Here is a 21,172-nt window from a genome sequence, read left to right as displayed (position 1 = left end):
GAAAACGGTTTTAGATTAAAAAGCCTTGCAGCGGGCAGCTGCAAGGCATAAAGTAATTTTAGAAAATGAAATTGGTGCTGAGGAAGTCGGAGCTATGCTCATTCACAATATCTTCCAGCAGTTTTTTATTCGTATCGTTCATTTTGGTGGCCACTAGTGAGCGGATAGAGAATGACCGCAGTGCATCATGCACGGAGAGCGTGCCTTCTGCACTGTCTTTCCGGCCGGTGAACGGGAATACATCCGGTCCGCGCTGACACTGGCTGTTAATATTCACCCGGCTTACCTGGTTTACCAGGGGATCTATCAGTGTCGCCACTTCGTCAGGGTTGTTGCTGAAAATGCTTACCTGCTGGCCGTGTGGCGATTCGATCAGGTAATCAATGGTTTCTTCTATATCATCATAGGGCACAACCGGGATTACCGGTCCGAATTGTTCTTCCCGGTAGAGTTTCATTTTATCATTTACCGGGTATACCACTGCCGGGAACACAAAGGATTCGTTGGTAGCGCCACCGTTTTCATTAACAACGGCTGCACCGTGGGCAATGGCGTCGTCGAGCACTTCACGGATATAGGAGGGTTTGCCAGGTTCCGCTACCGGCGTGAGTTGTACACCTTTTTCCCAGGGCATGCCGAATTTCATTTTGCCGATAGATTCGCCCAGGCGCGCATTGAATTCGTCGGCGATGGAGCGGTGCACAAACAGTATTTTGATGGCGGTACAACGTTGACCGTTATACGATAATGCACCCAGGATACATTCATTCACGGCCACTTGTATATCTGCATGCTGCGTGATGATGGCGGCATTTTTGGCATCCAGGCTCAGTACCGCGCGGAGGCGGTTCAGTTTGGGATGGTGCTTGCGCAGGTCGTTGGCTACTTTACTGGAACCGATAAAGGCCAGTACATTGATTTTACCCGTAGCCATAATGCCTGGTATTACAGAAGCGCCGCGGCCATAGATGGTGTTCACCACGCCTTTCGGGAAGGATTCCATGAATGCACGCAGCAGCGGGTAATGCACCAATGTGCCGTGCTTAGGCGGTTTGAAGAGGATGGTGTTGCCCATCAGCAATGCCGGGATCAGGGTGGTAAAGGTTTCATTCAGCGGGTAGTTGAATGGTCCCATGCAGAGTACTACCCCTAATGGCGAACGGCGGATCTGCGCGATGGTGCCTTCTTTGATTTCAAAGCGGGAAGAGCTGCGGTCTATTTCCTTAAGCGCATCTATGGTGGCGTTGATGTATTCTATGGTGCGGTCAAATTCCTTGATGGAGTCAGCAAAGGATTTCCCGATTTCCCACATGATCAGCTTTACGATCAGGGCGCGTTGCTCCGTCATTTTGCGGGCAAATACAGACAAACAGTTGATGCGTCCATCCAGTCGCATGGTAGGCCATTCACCGCGGCCGTTATCATATGCGGCGAGGGCGGCATCCAGCGCTTCAAAGGCTTCTTTTTCGGTGCCCAGCGGGTAAGTGCCTATCAGCTTGCGTTTCAGGCCATTTGCAGTAGGGATGTTGATAGGGGAGTACACTTCACTCACCGGCCCATCCCATTGTTTCATTTCCCCGTTTACCAGGTACTCTTTCTGATGAATTTCGGAAATACGGAATTCCTCGGGTATTTCATTTTCTTCAACAAAAAGTTCCTTCAGCTCATCTTGAAAACTCATGTGCTAAAATTTTATGCGTACAAATTACACAAAATAGGCCGGATTGTACGCATAGAATGTTTCGATCGGGGGAGTGGAGGAAATCTATAAGGTGGGTAAACCACCAGGAAAAATATGGGCTGAACCGGTGCTAACTTTTTTATTTTCAACGATTCACCTATTTTCGCCGGATGTTTTACAGGAGAGAATTAATACAGCGCATAATAGAAAAAGGTTACCGGGAATTGTTTTATGGTCCGTATCATTCATCGTTGCACCAGGGAAAAGAAAGTATTTAAAATAACCCTTGCGGAAACCATTGGATTTGCATATTTATAAAACATCTTGCGCATGCCTTCGACAAAAATTTTGATCACCGTTAAAAGTTATCCCACCGTATCTTCCCATTATGAGGAGCAGGTTAGCATCGCCGGTTTCCGGGAAGACGGCGTTTTTATCAGGATATATCCCATCCCTTTTTCAAAGAAAACCTATGACGAACACTATCAGCTCTACGATTGGGTGGAGCTGGATCTCGAAAGGAATACCCGGGATTTCCGGCTGGAAAGTTTCAGACCGGTAAACCCGGATGCACCGGTAAAAAAGACCGGGCACCTGGGAACGGAAGATCATTGGAGTGAGCGGAAAGCCATTGTGCTGAAGAATGTATACCGTAACCTGTCTACGGTCATCATGGAAGCGAAACACGAAGCATTTTATACTTCACTGGTGGTATTCAAACCTGCCAGGATACTGGATTTTGTGGCAGAGGAAACGGAGCGGGAATGGAACCGCAACCGCTTGAACGCATTGCAGGAAGAGCTGCTGCGCGGCATGGTAGCTGAGCAGCCGGAAGATCCTTTTGCCGTGATGCAAAAGCTGCCTTACAAATTTTCTTTCCGTTTTACGGATGATAAGAACGAAGAAATCACCCTGCCGCTGGAAGACTGGCAACTGGCGTCCCTGTATTGGAAAAGCCTGCAAAAGCAGCGTGGCGCTGATAAGGAACTGAAGGCCATTAACGAGGTGAGAAAGAAATACCTGCACGAATATGCAAGGAACAGCGACCTCCATTTCTTCCTGGGTACTACGCAAAATGTACATGCAAGTGCCAGGCAGCCGTTTACGATCGTTGGCTTGTTTCATCCTACGATGCCGCCGGCGGTAATACAGGGCAGTTTATTTTAGCGAAATTGTATATTTGAGCAAATCGCTTAAATAAATAGCATGAAACAAGTACGGGAATGGATGTTAACTGTACGGATCATAATAAGTGTTAACCTGCTTGTTTGTATCTTATCTTATGGCCAACTATTCGCATTTCAGCAGGTTAAACCGGTAGTACCTGCAGACTTTACGTTTGAGGTAATCCCGGAAACCTTTGAGCTGAATCTTTATTACAACGGAATAGCGGAGAAAGCGGGCGATCCCCTGCCTCCCATGCGGGTATCCAATTTGAAAAAGACCGCTGATTCGGTATCGTGGTTCTATCCTGATGTTCTTGTTTCGGTAAACATTGTAAAGAAAGAAAACTACCTCGACGTTAATATCCGCTCGGAAGGCGCCGGCAAATTTGTATGGCCGCATGTTCAGGCAGAAAGTTATATGCTGCCTTTGTGGGAGGGGAAATATATTCCCGCTAAGGATAACTATTGGAAGTCTTTTTTAAAGCATCAGTCGTTAGATTTTCCCGGAAGTTTTTCAATGGGATTTTTTGCTGCCAACAAGCCTGAGTATACAATTGTGTATGTACTGAAAAATGTTTTTAACAGCGACCTGCATTTCGATGTGAACCCGGACATCAGTTTTTCCTTCTTCCATCAATTTCCCTCTATTAACCCGGACAAAACCTATGGCTTCAGCATTTATGTTACTGCAAATGATCCCGTAGCTGTAAGTACCGTATATAAAAATTATATCCGGGAAAAAAACAGGTTTGAAACACTGGAGGAGAAAGCGGCTAAAAATCCTAACGTCCGGAAATTATACGGCGCACCACATATCTATTTTTGGCCACACGGACTTATTACCGTAAAAAATATCCGGTGGAAGCAGTTGCAGGCCTCCTGGCCAGCGAAGGAAAAGTTCTTTTCCCGGCTTATACAATCGTTAAAAGATAATGAAGAAGACGATGCTGCCAATGCGTTTAACCAGGTGTGGCTGGAATGCAAGAAGCAAACGCCCATTAATGATTATCAGAAAAGAATTATCCTTGAAGCCCTGAATAAAGTACTCCGGACGAAAGCACTGTATCAGCCGGATGTTTTTGGCAGCATGCCAGGGACAACATCAGCAAGTGCGCTGAGCGAGCAGCAACTGTATGTTTGGAATAAGCGATTAATAAAAAAGGCACTGGGAGATGTTATAGATGATCCCGGCGACTGGGGAAAAGAAAATGTGAGCCTGATGGCGGATATGTACCAGTCGGGAATAAAGAAGGCGTGGATCGGTTTATCTGATTGGGCAGATGGATTGAAGAACCCGCTTTTGGTAGAAGAAGCTAATAAATCCGGTTATCTCATTGGCCCATACGACAGCTATCATTCCATTCATTCAAAAGAGGACAGGGAATGGCGTACCTGCTGGTTTCCTGATTCATCTTTATACGACAATGCTACTGTGACCAATGCCTCGGGGAAAAAAACAGGTGGTTTTATAGGGGTAGGAAGGCAGCTGAATCCCACGCTGGCATTTCCATCTGTAAAACAGCGGGTAGCCGCCATTTTGAGCGATCGTATTCCGTACAATTCCTGGTTTGTAGATTGTGATGCTACCGGTGAGGTGTTTGATGATTACTCGCCAAGTCATGTTACTACAAAGGAGCAAGACTTTAAGGCCCGTCTCCAGCGGATGGAATACATCGGTAATGAAGTGGCGATGGTAGTAGGATCTGAAGGCGGAAATGATTTTACGGCCAAATCACTGGCATTTGCCCAGGGTTTGGAAATGCCGGTGCTGTTCTGGGGCGATCCCGATCTGAGGGAAAATAAAAACAGCCCTTATTATGTTGGGAGCTACTGGGGACAAGGCGGTACCATTCCATCTATCTACACCAAAGTAATACCCATAAAGGAACGCTATGAAAAAATATATGTTGATCCAACTTATTCACTGCCGCTGTTCCGCCTTGTTTACAATGATGCCGTGATAACCACCGCGCACTGGGAAAATGGTTCTCTTAAATTAAAGGATGAAGTGGGGACCCGGATGCTGTCGGAACTTTTATATAACACGCCACCTTTATACCATATTGATCAGGCCGAATGGAAGCTCAACAAAACACGGATCATCGATCATATAAAAGTGTGGAGCCCATTGCATGAAAAAGCAGTGATCCTGCCGGTGACGGCTTTTAATATTCTTTCTGATGACCGGCAGGTGCAACAAATGATATACGGCAACCAGATAAAAGTCACCGTAAATTTTTCCAATAAAGCTGCCATGGCGGGTACAGTACCCATTAAGGCCCGGTCTGCAATTATCGATGATGGAATTAAGAAAGTAAATTACAGCGTACAATAAAACAGTCATTTCATGAACCCGCCCAATAACATTCCACTTATTGAAGGAGAAATAGCGGACTATTATTATGATAGTACGGGGATTTTATATTCCTATTCGAAAAGCACACTGCGAACAGTAGAGAATATTTCGCGCAATATTGCATTGGTGAAACAGATTACCGGGAATAAGAAAGTACCCTTGCTGATTTATCTTTCCAATTCTCCTGTTCCCGATAAGGCCACAAGAAAATTTTCAACAGAGCAATTACCTCATGTATATAATGCCATGGCAATGGTTTCAAAGCCGGGCTTGTCGAAGCTGATCATGAATATACTGTTTAAGTTAAAAACGCCGCCTATTCCCATGAAGTCGTTTACAAACGATGCGGAGGCAAAGGAATGGCTGCTGCAGTATGTTTAGAGGGCGTTTCGCTGGTGAGAAACGGGCATAAAAAAAGAGCCCCCGGTGAAGGAGGCTCCTGTTATTCTTTTAATTTAATTAAGCGAGATCAAACCTGTCGAGGTTCATTACTTTGTTCCAGGCTGCGACGAAGTCTTTCACAAATTTTTCCTGGCCATCTGCGCTGCCATATACTTCTGCGTTAGCTCTCAGTTCAGCGTTAGCGCCCAATACCAGGTCGGCACGGGTGCCGGTCCATTTTACTTCGCCGGTGGTGCGGTCGCTGCCTTCATAGAGTTCCCTGTCTTCAGACACTGCTTTCCATGCAATGCGCATATCAAGCAGGTTTACAAAGAAGTCAGTAGTAAGCTGGCCGGGGCGGGAAGTGAAAACGCCATGTTTAGATCCGTCAAAGTTAGTGTTCAGCACGCGCATACCACCCAGCAGTACTGTTAACTCCGGTGCGGTAAGGGTGAGCAACTGGGCCTTATCTATCAGCAACTCTTCTGTAGACACGGGGAACTTTGACTTGCGGTAGTTGCGGAAGCCGTCGGCCACAGGTTCCAGGTAGCCTACTGATTCCACGTCGGTTTGTTCCTGCGAGGCATCCATGCGGCCGGGGGTAAAGGGAACCGTGATGGTTTGTCCCGCATCTTTCGCTGCTTTTTCAACGCCGGCTGCACCTGCCAGTACGATCAGGTCGGCCAGGGAAACTTTTTTACCACCCGACTGGGCGCCGTTAAATTCTTTCTGAATGCTTTCCAGTGCATCCAGTACTTTTTGTAATTGGGTGGGATTATTTACTTTCCAATATTTTTGAGGAGCCAGGCGAATGCGGGCGCCGTTAGCGCCACCGCGTTTGTCGGATCCGCGGAAAGTGGAAGCTGACGCCCATGCAGTAGAAACCAACTCGGATACGCTTAATCCGGATGCCAGTACTTTTGCTTTCAGGGCGGCAATATCTTTTTCATCTATCAGTGCATGGTCAACTGCAGGAATGGGGTCCTGCCAAAGCAGTTCTTCTTTCGGCACATCGGGACCGAGGTAACGTGCCTTGGGGCCCATGTCGCGGTGTGTTAATTTAAACCAGGCCCGGGCAAAAGCATCTGCAAATTGATCGGGATTTTCCAGGAAACGCCTGGATATTTTTTCGTAGGCCGGATCCATTCTTAGAGCGAGATCGGTAGTCAGCATGGTTGGCAGGTGCTTTTTGGAGCTGTCGTATGCATCAGGGATAATGCTGTCTGCGTTTTTAGCTACCCATTGGTGTGCACCAGCCGGACTTTTAGAAAGTTGCCATTCAAATCCAAAGAGGTTTTCGAAGAAGTTATTGCTCCATTGGGTAGGCGTTTTCGTCCATATTACTTCGAGTCCGCTTGTAATGGTGTCTGCGCCTTTACCGGAGCCATAGCTGTTTTTCCAGCCCAGGCCCTGCATTTCCAGGTCAGCTCCTTCCGGTTCTGCGCCTACGTGGGTGGCAGGTGCGGCGCCGTGGGTTTTGCCAAAGCTGTGTCCACCGGCTATGAGGGCCACTGTTTCTTCGTCGTTCATGGCCATGCGGCCAAAAGTATCCCGGATATCTTTGGCGGCTGCGATGGGGTCTGGATTACCATCGGGGCCTTCGGGGTTTACATAGATAAGGCCCATTTGCACAGCGGCAAGGGGCTTCTCGAGGTTGCGGCCGTGAATATTACCATCTGCGTCGTCGTCTGATACCAGTACGCCATGATTTTCTTCCACGCCGGGGGAGCCGTGCGCATAACGCAGGTCGCCACCGAGCCAGGTGGTTTCGGAGCCCCAGTATACATCTTCATCCGGTTCCCATACATCTTTACGTCCCCCGGCGAAGCCAAATGTTTTGAAGCCCATTGACTCCAGTGCAATATTGCCGGTAAGGATCAGGAGATCTGCCCATGAAATTTTGTTACCATATTTTTGTTTGATGGGCCAGAGCAACCTGCGGGCTTTATCCAGACTTACGTTATCGGGCCAGCTGTTAAGCGGGGCAAAACGTTGCTGTCCTGAGCCTGCGCCGCCACGGCCATCACCTACACGATAGGTGCCTGCACTGTGCCATGCCATACGGATGAACAGGGGGCCATAATGACCAAAGTCGGCCGGCCACCAGTCCTGCGAGTCAGTCATGAGTGCATGAAGGTCTTTCTTCACTGCTTCCAGGTCGAGGCTTTTAAAAGCTTCGGCATAGTCAAAATCTTCACCCAACGGGTTTGATTTGGAGGAGTGCTGGCGCAGGATACTCAGTTTTAACTGGTTGGGCCACCAATCCCGGTTCCTGGTGCCGCCACCGCCAACATTGTGCTTCATACTGCCATTATGAAACGGACATTTACTGATGTCGTTTGATTCTTTTCCCATTTTTAGAAGTTTTATGGTATTGAAAGAACACTTGCCTGCACCTTTTAGTTGTGCATAATGATAAAGTTATGGTATTGAAAGAATAATCACAATCAATTAATTTCTATGTTTCAATAGTTAAAATCTATTTGTAGTGTGTTCCTGCACGGAGAGAGAATTTAAGCATAAAAAAGGGAATTTGCCCTATCTTGTTAAAACAAGTCGATAACGCTAACCACCATAAGATGATTTATACTATAAAAAGGTTTACCTGGCCATTTATTTGCCTCCTGTTAGTGTTGTTGCATTTGGATGTTCACGCACAGGTTTCCCTGGTGCAAAAAGCCATTGATAAATTGGCGGGCTATAAGAACTTTAGTTATCAATCAGTTTATAAGCAAAAGGAATATACCAGCGATACGCTGGAAATACATCACCGGGATGTTTTTTCAAAAGCACCGGAAGATAAAGTTTTTGGTTATTTGTTCAGTATGGAGCAAACAATCAGGGGTAATAAATTTCCTTTCACAACTATATATAACGGGCAAAGCTTAATCAATATAAATCCTGCAGACAGTACTTATGATATAAGAGAAATCAAAGCAGCGGCCATCCAGGGTTCACTGCCGGATTATCTGAAGATGATAGAAGCGCTGTTAAAAAGAAGACCATCTGAATTGGTTGGCGATACCATCATTAATACCATCAACTGTGCTCATTTGGTGATTAATGGCTCTGATACGGTTATTAATAAAGAACATTACTATACACGTATACATTTATATATAGACAAGTTGTCGGGTATGCCGGAGCGTGTCATTGCGCATGCAAGAAGCAGTGGTATCGGCGATGGCGTCACCAACTATTATTCAGAGACGCGCTATTTCGATTACAAGTTTGACCAGGATCATATCGACCTTGCGTCCATGAAGATTCCGGAAGGGTTTCATCTTCCAAAAGAAGGGCCCACCTTATTAGCACCGGGCGGAATAGCGCCCGGTTGGGTGCTATATGCTGCTGATGGGAGGAAGATGTCATCTGCACAAATGAAAGGTAAAGTGATGTTACTGGATTTCTTCTTTATCGGGTGTGCGCCCTGTATGCTTTCCCTGAAACCATTGAATCGTCTTCATGAAAAATATAAAAACCAAAACGTTGCCATGGTGAGCCTGACGGAAAGGGACAGCCGGAAATCCGTTCTTGGATTCCAAAGGAATTATCGCATAAAGTATCCCATGTATGTTGATGCAAAGGAGGTGGTGCAATCATACCATGTAGCAGCCTTCCCGACTTTTTATTTCATCGGCAAAGACGGAAAAATTGCCCAGGTAATTGAAGGGTATGAGGAGGGGTTTGAAGAGAAGGCTACTGCCATCATCAACGACCTGTTAAAGAAATAGCCGTTCATCCTGCAGGCTTTCCAGATAAGCAGGATAGTCTGTCTTCATCAGTACTTCATCGCTGTTCCGTTTTCCAATGATTACATCGTGCATGTCGGTCCATATTGCTCCCATTGCATGTACCCTTTTTTTTAATTCTTCCAGGTTAATATCCCTGCAATAAATGGTGGAACCTGGCTGCTGCTTCCATGATTGGGCGATGGTACCCACATCGAAGGGATCAAACCTACATCGTTTACCAGTGTAAATACTACTTCTTTAGCGGCGTCGTTATCGCCCGAAACGGCCAGTGCGATACGGTTTTTAGCACCTTTGGGTTGGCCCAGGGCTTCCAGGCTTTCCACAACAATAGAGGTAAAAACCTTCACAACGGGAACGCCTAACTGCTCCTGTACCCACAGGCTGTCGATGCCACTTTGAATAAGTGCCGGTATGATGCCATCGCGGAGGGTAGGGTAATAATTTCCCGTGTCAATAACCACTACATCTTCCGGAAGATCTTTAAAAATATTTTTAGGAAGATCGGTGATGCTTTTCTGGGGAATAGTAACAACAATCACTTTTTTATTACTGGCAGCTTCCGATAGCGCCTGCGCCGATAATGCCTATATTCATAGCTTAGTATTTTTAACAGCATTCTCAATGGGATTTGGCTGGCCTTTACCTGTAGTGATCAGGTTGCGCAGGCTGTTCCCGATATAGTTGCTCCAGGCATCAAAACAAACATGATAGCATTCATATGCGGGAACCAGTCCGTGGTGCGTGAAGTGAAGCTGTGTCTGATGTTCTTTTTCAGAGATCTCAAATTCGATTTTTGTACCGGTCCATTCTGTTTTGTCTTCCGTGAAATCGAAGTAGTTGTCCAGCACCTGCCAGGTAACTTTTTTATCCGGGACCACTTCTGTCAATTTCATGGTACACTTGTGAACGTCTTTGAACTGGTAGGTAAACTCATCATTGAGCTGTGCAGTACCGCCTTCAATGTTTTGGGACCACCATCCGCGAACATTCGTGATGGCATTGAATACCTCCGCGGGAGTTTGATCTACCAGGATGGTAGTGTTAAAATCTGATGCAGACATGTTATTGATTTTTTAGTTGGGTAATTTGTTATTTAATAAAGTTTCTAACTTTTTCAGTTTAGATGTCCAGAATTTATCGAAGTAGGAGATCCAGTTCTGCAGTTCCTTAAACCCGTCCTGTTTCAGTGTGCAATACCGTTCCCGGCCTACATCCTTTATGGAAATAAAGCCTGCGTTATACAATATTTTGATGTGTTTTGAAACGGCGGGGCGGCTCATATCAAAATTATCTGCCAGGCTGTTGATGGTCAAACTATCTTCTGAGAGCAGCATCAGCATTTTCCGCCTGCTCGGATCTCCGATTACCTGGAATGCGTCAAGTGTTGGTGTTGCCATGTTGTGCTGCGTTTATACGGTCCGCAATTTTGTGCAAATTCTTCAGCCAGCCGTCGGTCAGAGCATTGAACATATTCAGGTTCTCTTCTTTCGTGAAACCGTTATGCTCCAGGAAAAGCTCCGTGCCTTTATCGGTTGGTTCCAGTTTCCATAATACTACAGAATCCAGTGTGATCTTGCCATCGCCGGGGCCACTTTTCCAGGAGTAGGAGAGCCGCTTAAAGGGAACAACCTCCAATACCTTACAATAGAAGATCCCGTCGAAGTTGAGGCTGGGTATCGGGTTTGTTCTGAACTGAAAGTCGAGTCCCACGATGGGCTGAAAATCATTTTTCATAAGCCACAGCTCCATCAGTTCGGGTTTGGTGAGGTAGTTCCAAACTGTTTCAGCCGGGTGTGGGAAGAAGAACTGGTGTTTAATTGATCTGGTCATGATAAGTAACTTTGAAGTTACATAAAGGTATGTGTAACTCTTGAGTTACCCAAATATTTTTCAGAAATAATGTAAAATGGAGAAGAGCATGATACATATCAGCGGAATAATTTTTTGTTTTTCAGACGAACAACATCTATTAAATCTTTGTTAGCAGGAATGAATGCCGGCTAAACAAGCTTAAATTGATGACATCTGAAAAATTTTTAACCAAATAAATAAAGCCAAACAACATGAGTAAAATCACCGTAAAAGATGGTACTGAAATTTATTACAAGGACTGGGGAACAGGCCAGCCCATTGTATTTCATCATGGCTGGCCTTTGTCCGGCGACGACTGGGACGGGCAAATGATGTTCTTCCTGGAGCAGGGCTACCGGGTTATTGCGCATGACCGGAGAGGTCATGGAAGATCCGGTCAACCCGCCAATGGCCACGACATGGATACCTATGCCGCCGATGTGGCGGAGCTTACCAAGGCGCTTGATTTAAAAGATGCCATCCACGTTGGTCACTCTACCGGCGGCGGGGAAGTAATCCGTTATGCTGCAAAATATGGCAAAGGCCGTGTGGCCAAAGCGGTGCTGATCAGCGCGGTAACGCCCCTGATGGTGCAAACAGCCAATAACCCCGACGGAGTGCCATTGTCTGTATTTGATGACATCAGGAAGAATACTGCCACACAACGCACGCAGTTCTTCCAGGATTTTACGCTGCCATTTTATGGATTCAACCGTGAAGGAGCAAAGATATCGCAGGGCGTGAGGGATAATTGGTGGCGCCAGGGCATGATGGGAGCCATCAAAGCGCATTACGACTGCATCAAGGCTTTCTCTGAAACAGATTTTACAGAAGATCTTAAAAGTGTAGACATTCCCGTGCTGGTGCTGCATGGTGAAGATGACCAGATCGTTCCGTTTCCCATTTCAGGCGCAAAGGCGGTGGGCCTGCTAAAACATGGAAAGCTCATTTCCTATCCGGGGTTCCCCCACGGTATGCCTACTACAGAAGCTGCCACGATCAATAAGGATCTGCTGGCCTTTATCAAATCATAATATAGTAAGATATTAGTGCCACAGCGATGAAAAAGCGTGATACCTTCTTCCGGATGGTATCACGCTTTTTCATTTGCCGGCGCCGATAAAATTAGTTTGATATTTTTCCGGCAAAGGATTATCTTGTTATCTCAACATCTAAGCCACTTTGCTGCCGGGTACTTTTTCATATGATGAAGAGAAGTTAGTTATACAGATCTCAGAAGGAGACGAAGAGGCCTTTACCCGCCTGTTTTACCATTACGGTGCTATTATTCATCCCATTGTACTTAAAATAGTAAAAGAGGAAGCTACTGCTGAAGATGTGGTAGCGGAAGTATTTCTGAAGCTCTGGATAAATAGAAAAGGGCTCACCGCTGTTACCAATCTCTCCGGCTATATTTACCGCATGGCCACCAATTTTTCCATCAATCACCTGAAACGTAACAAAACAGAGGCGCATGTATTACAGGATATGTACCTGGATGTGCCGGGTCATGGTGCTACCGCGGACGAACAGCTTACTGTACAGGAACTGAGAAAATCCATCCACAAAGCGGTAGACGGGCTACCCGGGCAACGCCGCAGGATATATGAGTTAAGCAGGGAAAAGGGATTATCCAGGAAAGAAATTGCCGACCTGCTCCAGATTTCAGAAAATACTGTAAAGAACCAACTGCGTATTGCGTTACGCCACATACAGGAATCTATACTAAAGGACCAGGGCACTTTAATAGCGGGTATCTTTTTTATAGAGATCATCACGCATTAACGCCCTGTTATCACCGGTCAATGCCCACCACCTGCCGGTTGCTGCAACAAACACTTCCTATGTATTACGCTTAAATTTTTTTTATTCCGGAGGAGTACCGGTAATCATTTTTGGTGTCTATTACTAAGAACGACCTGGCCGGACCGGGACAAAACGTATACTGTGATACAGGAAGACCATATAAAACAGTTGTTAGAACGATATATAAATGATCTGTCCACAGAAGAGGAGAGGCTACAGCTATTGGACATCATCGACTCCCGGCCTGAGATAGACTGGTATGCCCTGCTGGCGCCTGCATTTACGGATGCCGTTGCCGATAAAGCGTTTACTTCTGAAAAGTGGCAGCCGGTACTGGATAGCATCCTGAAGTATCCGCAGGTAGAGAAAGAGACGAAGGTGGTACCTCTTTTCAGAAGATGGTGGTCAGTAGCCGCAATGCTTGCCATACTGCTGGGAGCAGGATGGTGGTTTTATCGCGCCGGCAATGCAAAGGTGAGTCCACCGGTAATCGCCATGGCGGATGTGCCGCCGGGTAGCAATCGCGCCGTACTGAAGCTGGCCAATGGGCAGGAGATCACCCTGGATAGTGCGCATGGTAATATTGTTCAGCATGGCAATTTTAAAGTGAACAACGACAGCGGTATGCTGAATTACGAGGGAAAAGCCAATGAGGCAGAGTATCATACGCTGTCAACGCCACGGGGAGGGCAATACAAGCTGCAACTTCCGGATGGCACCAATGTATGGCTGAACGCGGCTTCTTCCATTACATATCCAACGGTTTTCACCGGAAGGAAGCGGGATGTGGCCATTACGGGAGAAGCATATTTTGAAGTAGCGAAAGATCCCGGTAAACCTTTTAATGTACAGGTCAACCAAATGAATATAGCAGTATTGGGTACGCATTTCAATGTTAATGCTTACAACGACGAGCCCGATGCTAAAACAACACTACTGGAAGGCGCGGTAAAAGTGAACGCCGGCAACCAGGTGAAAATACTTGCGCCGGGCCAGCAGGCGCTGTTAGAAAAAAATAATACGCTCAGGCTCATTGAACAGGTGAATGTGGAAGATGTGATTGCCTGGAAAAACGGGTACACCGTTTTTGAAAATGCCGACATCCAAACCATCATGCGGCAGGTATCCCGCTGGTACAATGTAGATGTTGTTTTTGAAGGGGACATTCCTCAAAGACAATTCGCAGGGGGCATCTCCCGCAAATCCAGCCTGGCGGAACTTTTAAAGGTGCTGGAATTTGCCATTGAACAGGTGAATGTGGAAGATGTGATTGCCTGGAAAAACGGGTACACCGTTTTTGAAAATGCCGACATCCAAACCATCATGCGGCAGGTATCCCGCTGGTACAATGTAGATGTTGTTTTTGAAGGGGACATTCCTCAAAGACAATTCGCAGGGGGGCATCTCCCGCAAATCCAGCCTGGCGGAACTTTTAAAGGTGCTGGAATTTGCCAATGTAAATTTTGTCGTAGAAGGGAAGAAGATTGTCGTAAAACCATAGCATATATCCCGTGGCCGTTCCCTTCGCCGGCAACACGGATAATCCGGAAGTATTTTTTTAGTCATGTGAATAACTAATATCAACCAAAAGGCTTGCAAAAAAAAAGCCGGAAGCGTTCGCGGCGCATCCGGCAAGGCTTTGGGCAACCCTTTTTCCAACAAGGCGTTTGAAAAAGTAATTTAATTATGAACCCAAAACAGTTCAAAACTATGAATTTTTATTCATTACAGGTCCCTGTATTTTTTAAACATCACAAAAAGCTGACGAAGATTTTTCTGCTAAAGACGATTACGGTATCAGTATTGTTATTTGCGGGCGTATTCGCAAGTACTATAGCAGCGGCGCAACAGATTACGCTGAATGAAAAGAATGCGCCCTTAAAAAAGATATTCAATCTTATCAAAAAACAAGGGGATTATATCTTCTTTTACGAGAAAGGTGTGCTGGATAAAACAGCTCCTGTAAGCATCCAGGTAAGCAATGCCGGGATCCGTGATGTTCTTGAAATTTGCCTGAAAAACCAACCATTATCTTACATTATTTCCGGTAATAACATTGGCATTAAAAGAAAATCTGTAGGATCAGAAGAGGGCAGGGAGGCATCGCCGGCGGCGTCACCGGACGAAGATATCCTGATTGGAGGACTGGTGGTTGATTCCATTAGCATTCCTAAGCAAGGTGTAACTGTTACCAGCATATCCGGCGGGTCGCACCAGAAAACATTTTCCGTTACCAATGCCGACGGCACCTTTCAAATATATGGACAAAAAGGCGACAAGCTTATATTCAGCGCCATCGGGCACAGGAATGTGGAAGTTCGGTACAATGGTGAAGTGAGCCTGAAAATAACGATGAAAGTGGCGCCCATAGAAATGAATGCCGTGGTGATTGACGACATTGACATGAGCCGGAAAAGGACACCTTTTACGGATACCATCGACATGACCCACCGGACGCACCTGAACCTCGGGCAGTTGTTACAGGGCAGTATCCCCGGCCTCACTTTGCAAAATTCTTCCCAGAGTCAGCAAACATTGCAGTCCATCGACTTTACGGGGCGGGGAGTACCCATAACAGGTACTTACACACCCACTATTGAAGCTTTACGGGCACACTATAATCAATATCAGAGCATCTATTCGTCGACCGGTTATCCAACCTTTGATTCGTGGATCAATTCTATGAAAGGTGTGGATGGCATTCGTTTTAATTACAGCACTTCCGTTGGTAGTAATGGCCTGGTTCCCCAATTAAGAGGTGTAAGTGGATTTAGTGGGAACACGTCGGGTATGCTGGTCATCATTGATGGTTTTCCGCAGGATGGGTTTCCTGCCAATTACCCGATGACCAATATAGAATCGGTGAAGGTGATCAAAGACCCCGAAGAACTGACCAAATGGGGACCTGCCGCCACCGGTGGCATCATTATGATCACCAGCAAGCGCGCCGTGAAGGGAAAACTGCAGCTCAGTTATAGTTCCAACTTCGGTTATGCAGCGGCGCCCCGGTTTAACCGCAGTAAACTACGCCTGGCTTCTTCCGCCGATATGATCGACTATTTAAGGTCTGCATCAGATTCGGGGTTTATGGTGCTGGCAAATAAAAATGATCCACGTGTAGCTTTTAGCCTCAATCCTGCTGAGCGTATATTTTATGGCTGGCAGCTGGGCACACTGTCTGAGCATGACTATAACACCCAACTGGATTCGCTGGCCAGGCTATCCAATGAAAGCCAGTTAAAGCTGCTGCAACAAAATTCCTTTAACCAAAACCAGATGCTTACCCTTTCAGGAGGCAGCAATGCCTGGCGCTTCAGGGCTGCCGGTATTTACAACACCGACCGTAGCAGCGCCCTGGACAATTATGGCCGGACGTTCAGCCTGAATATGAACAACGACTTCTTATTATTTAAGAATAAACTGCGCGCGCAATGGTATGTGAATGTTGCTCAAACTACAGCCAGGGCTGGGGCCAACGCCGACTTCCGCAACCTGCAACCTTACCAGCTGCTTGTTGATCCGGAAACCGGGAAGTATGTATACGATTATTCTTCCTTTAACCCGGATGCCAATACCGCCCTTAAGAAATACGGGTATGAAGATCATGGCGCCAATATGCTGGAGGATGCACGGATAAACAGCCAGATCAGCAAAAATCTCCAGGTGCAGTCGAGGCTGACTACCGACTGGGATATCCTGCCCTCTCTCCGGTGGTCCACTTCACTGCAATATGATCTGCTGAATGGCAGAACAGAGGACCTGCAGGACGCAGCTTCCAGCGGGGCGAGGCAGTTGGTAAATGAATACGGCAGCCCTGTGTTCGACGACTTCGGCGCCCTTGCCGGCATTGATTTTTATGTGCCCCGTGGGGGCATTATGCAAAAGCCATCTTTAAAAAACAGGGAATGGAATCTGAGATCCGCCTTGCTGTTTGATAAAAGTTTCGGGAAGCACCGCCTTGCTGTAACACTGGGTGGCGGCGGTTTTGGTAATGCATCACGCAGTCCTTCCTATGCGTCCATTTATGGTTATAATAAACAAACCCGCCAGGGACAGGCCGTGCAGTTGCCATCGCCGGACCCTACTGCAGGGGTCCTCAATTTATTCAGCCTGCCCGACAGGTATTGGGAAGGTACCTATGGCAGAATGGTTTATCCGAATACATTACTAACGCCGCAGGCAGGCGATACTACTATCTCACGGGGGCTCAACTGGAACGGCAGCTTTTCTTATTCCTATGACGGTACTTATATACTGAGCGGCAAGTACAATACAACGTTAAATCCTGACTATGGCAATCCGCATCCCTATACCAACCTTACTAACTATTCCGCGGATGCCACCTGGCGGTTAAGCAGGAACCATTTTTTTCAGGCTCCTTCCTGGGTCAGTAATGTAGCCCTGTCGGCCGGCGTAAACGGAATCAGCATACCCGGTTTATCCACGCAAATTGCCGCGCAGCGTAACCGTCAGAGCAACTGGAATAACTATGGCGTTTGGGTAACCCGTTTTAACCTGCCCCAGCAAAGCGGACAAAGTTCGTACAACGTGTATGAGAAACTCGGGATAGGCCTGTTGGACGACCGTTATACTTTTGATATCAGCTACAACAGCTTACGCATCAATAATAATAGCGGAGATAAAAGCACCAACGGCCTTGAAATAAAGAATTATGTGGGCGCAAACGCACGGGTGAGACTGAGAGAAGGGCTCCTGCATTTATATGCGGGTTATGGCTATTCGTTGGACGGGAATCCTCAAACAAATATCAGGGTTGCTTATGACATCGGCAGGGAATCTTATTTTCATGCCGGCGCTATCAGCAAATTAATGGCTGATTTTACCCTGCAAAATATCAGTGGTTTTCAAGGCATGGAAATAATGACAGGCACCAATGCGCCGTTATCCGGCGGCGGATTTACGATGGCAGTAAATAGCAACTTCGGGCAGCTTCCGCCAACAATAAGAAACCTGGAAGCGCATACAACGCTGGGATTAGCCAATGACCGTTATCTTTTCGACTTCCGCTATTACCAGACAAACACTTCGGGGCTCAATAATTTTATCCCGGTTCCTACCGATCCTTCTACCGGCTTAGGAACAAAAATCAGTTATAGTGAGATAGTAAAAAAAGGAGTAGAGATGTACCTGCAAATAAAAGTATTGCAGCAGAAAGATTTTAAGTATGTGATTACGCTCAATGGCGCCTATAATAAGAATATTGCGAAAAAAGTGCCGCTGGTGAATTTTTCACAATCCGCTCGTTATTTAACGGACTATCGCAACGGTTACAGCACAGAGAACCTCTGGAGTTATCGCTGGGCCGGACTGGATGCTACGGGAAGCCCCATGATATATGACGCCAAAGGGCAGAAGACAGCCAGCCCCGACAGCGCTACGCTGGCTTCCTCGCTGGTGTACAGCGGCGTTACCCGCGCGCCTTTTACAGGTGGCCTTATACAGGAATGGGACTATAAAGGGTTTTTCCTGAGAGCAACATTGCTGCTGAATTTTGGTCATGTGATGCGGGAATACCTGCCGTCTCCCTCCAGAACGGCTGACAACAGTCTCCTGATCCGCGACCGCTGGCGGAAACCGGGAGACGAGGCCTTTACAGATATCGCGGCCATGTCGGGAAATGCAGATGAAGGCAGTACACGGAAATTCATTATCCAGAACTCATCGAACAGTATTATGTCTGCAGACAATATCCGTTTGCAGGAAGTGCAGATAGGCTGGCAGGTGTTATCCGGCGAAGTACTGCAGCGTTATTTTATCAAAGATCTTACGGTATCCCTGCAAATGCTGAATGCCGCTTTATGGACCAGCAACAGGTTGCATGTGGATCCCCAGGCGGTGGCAAATACAGGGGAGATAGGGCTGCCGGTTCCCCGGCAATATATGTTCAGTGTTAATATGAAATTTTAAACAAGCGACAACGAACGAATATGAAAAGAAAATTTTTACGGCATAGTAGCCTGTCAGTGATGATCGCTGCGCTTTGCGTACTCCTGCTCCTGTCGGCTGGTTGCAAAAAATTCTTTGATGTGCGTCCCAGCACTACCAGCATCAATCCTACTACGCTGGGGGATTTTGAAGAGATGCTGAATAATGATTCCATGGCGATATGCAATTACCTGTTGGCCGACTTCATGAGCGATGATGTACGGCTGGAAGATGCGCACCTGTCTGCCGATGCCGCTTCATCCTATACGCGTTCTTATTTATGGGAGCAAACGATCTGGAAACCGGGTGATGCGGACTTTATGTACAACGCGTCGTATACCCGTATCCTGCAAATGAATATTATATTGGAACGGGTAGGCCGTTCAGCAGGCAGCGAACAACAGAAAAATGTGATCCGTGCACAGGCGCAAATTAACCGTGCATGGTATTACCTGCAATTAGCCGGTTTGTATGGAACAGATTACCAGGCGGCAACAGCTGCCGCCGACCTGGCTGTTCCTTTGGTATTGTTTCCTGATGCCAGTGCACAACCGGTGAGGGCTACCGTACAACAGGTATACGACCAGGTTATCAGCGATCTGACGGCTGCAGTAGCCACGCCGGGTTTACCGGGTATGGGCCAGGATGTGGTGCATCCCGGCAAAGCAGCGGGGTATGCATTACTGGCAAGAATTTATCTGAACATGGCTAAATATCCGGATGCACTCAACGCTGCACAATCAGCATTAGCTATTAACAGCCAGCTGCTGAAATATACCCGGGATTATGCACCATCTTCCAGCCTGCTCGACCTGTCGAAGAATCCGGAAATATTACTTGCCAGGCTGTGCATCGATTATGATTTCTACAGCATCCGGCATACCGGGCTTAATATTAGTCCCAGCCTTCGTGCCGTACTGGACAGCAATGATATAAGGTTGCTCAACAATTTTGCAGATGGGGGGACTTTATATTAACGGCCTCGCCTTTAGTGGAACAGCCTATGATTATAGCCTTGGCGTACCGGAAGTAATGCTGATAAAAGCAGAATGCCTCGCCAGGCAGCAGGATGCAGCGGGAGCGCTGGCGTTGGTGAATGAGCTTAGAAAAAACCGCCTGGTTACCTATGCCCCGCTGAACAGCAGTACAGATGTGCTGACCACGGTATTAGAGGAAAGAAGGAGGGAACTCTTTTATCACGGAGGGCTCCGGCTCTTTGATCTGAAAAGGCTGAACAGGGATAGCCGCTTTGCACAAACCCTGCAAAGGTTCGCCGATAACGGCACTACGCTGAAGGCCACATTAACCGCTAATTCACCGCGTTACCTGATGCCTTTTTCGCCCCTCATTATTGCTAATAACCCCGCTATTATACAGAACCCACGGTAAAATCAGCGTCATGATAACGATGAACCAGTCGATAGAAAATCAGTTACGTCCCGCCAATGAAGCGGGAACAGATCGTATGTGTTTTGAAGACGAAGCAGGATTTAATGAAATCGTACGATGTTATTCCACGAAGCTGCTCACCATTGTTACTTATATCACCCGGAGCCGGCAAACAGCGGAGGATATTGTACAGGAAACTTTCCTGCGGTTGTGGGAAAAACGGGTGGCAATCACACCGGATAATGTGGGCGGCTGGTTATATAGAGTGGCCACTAACCTGGCCATGGGACATTTGAAAAGAGAGTCCTGCAAAACCAGGGTATATGCTTCTTTACGTACATCGCAGCAGGAATTTTCTACCGAAGTGGAAGAGCGTTTGGTACAAAAAGAAAACAGGATTGTTTTAAATAAAATATATGCCCGGCTACCTGAACAACAACAGGCCGTATACCACCTGAGCAAAGTGGGCGGGCTCTCCAGGGATGAAATTGCGCATCATTTGAAGATCTCTCCGCATACTGTTAAAAACCATCTGGGCAGAGCCGTTCAATATATAAAAGAACATATTGGCGGGGTTACCCTCTTCATTTTATTTTTCGTTTTTAACAATATATTTTTTAATCGCACTAGTACAAAAGTGAAGTCTGATAGTTTATATACTATACAGCAACAGGCAAACGGCAAACCAATATTCCCTTTAAAATCAGGTGTGTCCGAATTAATGAAACTGGCGCTGAAATAAGGCCGTCATTGATCCGGATGGGTGAATGAATTCATGGAGCATTTCATGAAACAGGATTCGCTATGCCTAAAGAAAAAGAAATTATTCAACAATTAATAT

18 protein-coding genes are annotated in these 21,172 nt (G+C 46.7%); 11 read left to right on the top strand and 7 right to left on the bottom strand.

All coding sequences use genetic code 11. The features are described 5' to 3' along the window. Nucleotides 1-58 precede the first annotated feature (58 nt). Nucleotides 59-1,681, bottom strand: a complete 1,623-nt coding sequence (locus QFZ51_RS22810; protein ID WP_429049276.1) for an NADP-dependent glyceraldehyde-3-phosphate dehydrogenase — start codon at nt 1,679-1,681, stop codon at nt 59-61. 330 nt (nt 1,682-2,011) lie between these two features. Between QFZ51_RS22810 and QFZ51_RS22805 the strand changes: the two genes are divergently transcribed. From QFZ51_RS22805 to QFZ51_RS22795, 3 genes are read left to right on the top strand one after another with little or no spacing between them, the layout of a single operon-like run. Beyond that, the gene (locus tag QFZ51_RS22805; protein WP_429049274.1) at nt 2,012-2,848 is read left to right on the top strand and encodes a hypothetical protein; all 837 of its coding nucleotides are present in this window, start codon (nt 2,012-2,014) and stop codon (nt 2,846-2,848) included. A 39-nt stretch (nt 2,849-2,887) separates the two neighbouring features. Then, complete coding sequence (locus QFZ51_RS22800) at nt 2,888-5,182, top strand: glycoside hydrolase (RefSeq protein ID WP_429049272.1); 2,295 nt, start codon at nt 2,888-2,890, stop codon at nt 5,180-5,182. 12 nt (nt 5,183-5,194) lie between these two features. Further along, nucleotides 5,195-5,584 carry an STAS/SEC14 domain-containing protein gene (locus QFZ51_RS22795; RefSeq protein WP_429049269.1) on the top strand — a complete coding sequence of 130 codons (390 nt, stop codon included), beginning with the start codon at nt 5,195-5,197 and terminating at the stop codon, nt 5,582-5,584. Between the two features lie 78 nt (nt 5,585-5,662). Here QFZ51_RS22795 and katG read toward each other — a convergent pair whose 3' ends face one another. Continuing rightward, a complete protein-coding gene (gene katG / locus QFZ51_RS22790) occupies nt 5,663-7,939 on the bottom strand; it encodes a catalase/peroxidase HPI (protein WP_429049267.1) in 2,277 nt (758 codons plus the stop codon). 224 nt (nt 7,940-8,163) lie between these two features. Here katG and QFZ51_RS22785 point away from each other — a divergent pair, with 224 nt between their 5' ends. Continuing rightward, on the top strand, nt 8,164-9,318 hold the full coding sequence (locus QFZ51_RS22785; RefSeq protein ID WP_429049264.1) for a TlpA family protein disulfide reductase: 1,155 nt from the start codon (nt 8,164-8,166) through the stop codon (nt 9,316-9,318). On the opposite strand, the gene QFZ51_RS22780 is transcribed toward QFZ51_RS22785, so the two are convergent. From QFZ51_RS22780 to QFZ51_RS22760, 5 genes are read right to left on the bottom strand one after another with little or no spacing between them, the layout of a single operon-like run. Continuing rightward, entirely contained in the window at nt 9,307-9,432 is a 126-nt protein-coding gene (locus QFZ51_RS22780) for a hypothetical protein (RefSeq protein ID WP_429049261.1), read from the bottom strand. The two genes, QFZ51_RS22785 and QFZ51_RS22780, sit on opposite strands and share 12 nt — an antisense overlap. 17 nt (nt 9,433-9,449) lie before the next feature. After that, on the bottom strand, nt 9,450-9,878 hold the full coding sequence (locus tag QFZ51_RS22775; protein ID WP_429049259.1) for an NADPH-dependent F420 reductase: 429 nt from the start codon (nt 9,876-9,878) through the stop codon (nt 9,450-9,452). Nucleotides 9,879-9,929: 51 nt separating this feature from the next. Next, nucleotides 9,930-10,400, bottom strand: coding sequence for an SRPBCC family protein (locus QFZ51_RS22770; protein WP_429049257.1), 471 nt, complete (start codon nt 10,398-10,400; stop codon nt 9,930-9,932). A 12-nt stretch (nt 10,401-10,412) separates the two neighbouring features. Then, the gene (locus QFZ51_RS22765) at nt 10,413-10,736 is read right to left on the bottom strand and encodes an ArsR/SmtB family transcription factor (protein WP_429049254.1); all 324 of its coding nucleotides are present in this window, start codon (nt 10,734-10,736) and stop codon (nt 10,413-10,415) included. Continuing rightward, nucleotides 10,717-11,169 carry an SRPBCC family protein gene (locus QFZ51_RS22760; protein WP_429049252.1) on the bottom strand — a complete coding sequence of 151 codons (453 nt, stop codon included), beginning with the start codon at nt 11,167-11,169 and terminating at the stop codon, nt 10,717-10,719. Before QFZ51_RS22760 ends, QFZ51_RS22765 begins: the two co-directional genes overlap by 20 nt. Nucleotides 11,170-11,402: 233 nt before the next feature. On the opposite strand from QFZ51_RS22760, the gene QFZ51_RS22755 reads away from it, so the two are divergent. From QFZ51_RS22755 to QFZ51_RS22725, 7 genes are all read left to right on the top strand, one after another. Beyond that, nucleotides 11,403-12,224 carry an alpha/beta fold hydrolase gene (locus tag QFZ51_RS22755; protein WP_429049249.1) on the top strand — a complete coding sequence of 274 codons (822 nt, stop codon included), beginning with the start codon at nt 11,403-11,405 and terminating at the stop codon, nt 12,222-12,224. A gap of 148 nt (nt 12,225-12,372) precedes the next feature. After that, nucleotides 12,373-12,975 carry an RNA polymerase sigma factor gene (locus QFZ51_RS22750; protein ID WP_429049246.1) on the top strand — a complete coding sequence of 201 codons (603 nt, stop codon included), beginning with the start codon at nt 12,373-12,375 and terminating at the stop codon, nt 12,973-12,975. 162 nt (nt 12,976-13,137) lie between these two features. Then, complete coding sequence (locus tag QFZ51_RS22745) at nt 13,138-14,574, top strand: FecR domain-containing protein (RefSeq protein WP_429049243.1); 1,437 nt, start codon at nt 13,138-13,140, stop codon at nt 14,572-14,574. 132 nt (nt 14,575-14,706) lie between these two features. Next, entirely contained in the window at nt 14,707-18,924 is a 4,218-nt protein-coding gene (locus QFZ51_RS22740; protein ID WP_429049240.1) for a TonB-dependent receptor plug domain-containing protein, read from the top strand. A 20-nt stretch (nt 18,925-18,944) separates the two neighbouring features. Continuing rightward, nucleotides 18,945-19,919: a RagB/SusD family nutrient uptake outer membrane protein gene (locus tag QFZ51_RS22735; RefSeq protein ID WP_429049237.1), complete on the top strand. Its 975-nt coding sequence runs from the start codon at nt 18,945-18,947 to the stop codon at nt 19,917-19,919. Continuing rightward, nucleotides 19,900-20,331, top strand: a complete 432-nt coding sequence (locus tag QFZ51_RS22730; RefSeq protein ID WP_429049235.1) for a RagB/SusD family nutrient uptake outer membrane protein — start codon at nt 19,900-19,902, stop codon at nt 20,329-20,331. The genes QFZ51_RS22735 and QFZ51_RS22730 overlap by 20 nt, the downstream gene beginning before the upstream one ends. Nucleotides 20,332-20,341: 10 nt before the next feature. Continuing rightward, the gene (locus QFZ51_RS22725) at nt 20,342-21,073 is read left to right on the top strand and encodes an RNA polymerase sigma factor (RefSeq protein ID WP_429049232.1); all 732 of its coding nucleotides are present in this window, start codon (nt 20,342-20,344) and stop codon (nt 21,071-21,073) included. Nucleotides 21,074-21,172: the final 99 nt, after the last annotated feature.

Origin of the sequence: Chitinophaga sp. W3I9 (assembly GCF_050434025.1) — a bacterium.
GTDB lineage: Bacteria > Bacteroidota > Bacteroidia > Chitinophagales > Chitinophagaceae > Chitinophaga.
Note: the sequence above shows the minus strand (reverse complement) of the source record. Positions and strands in the feature narration are given on the sequence as shown.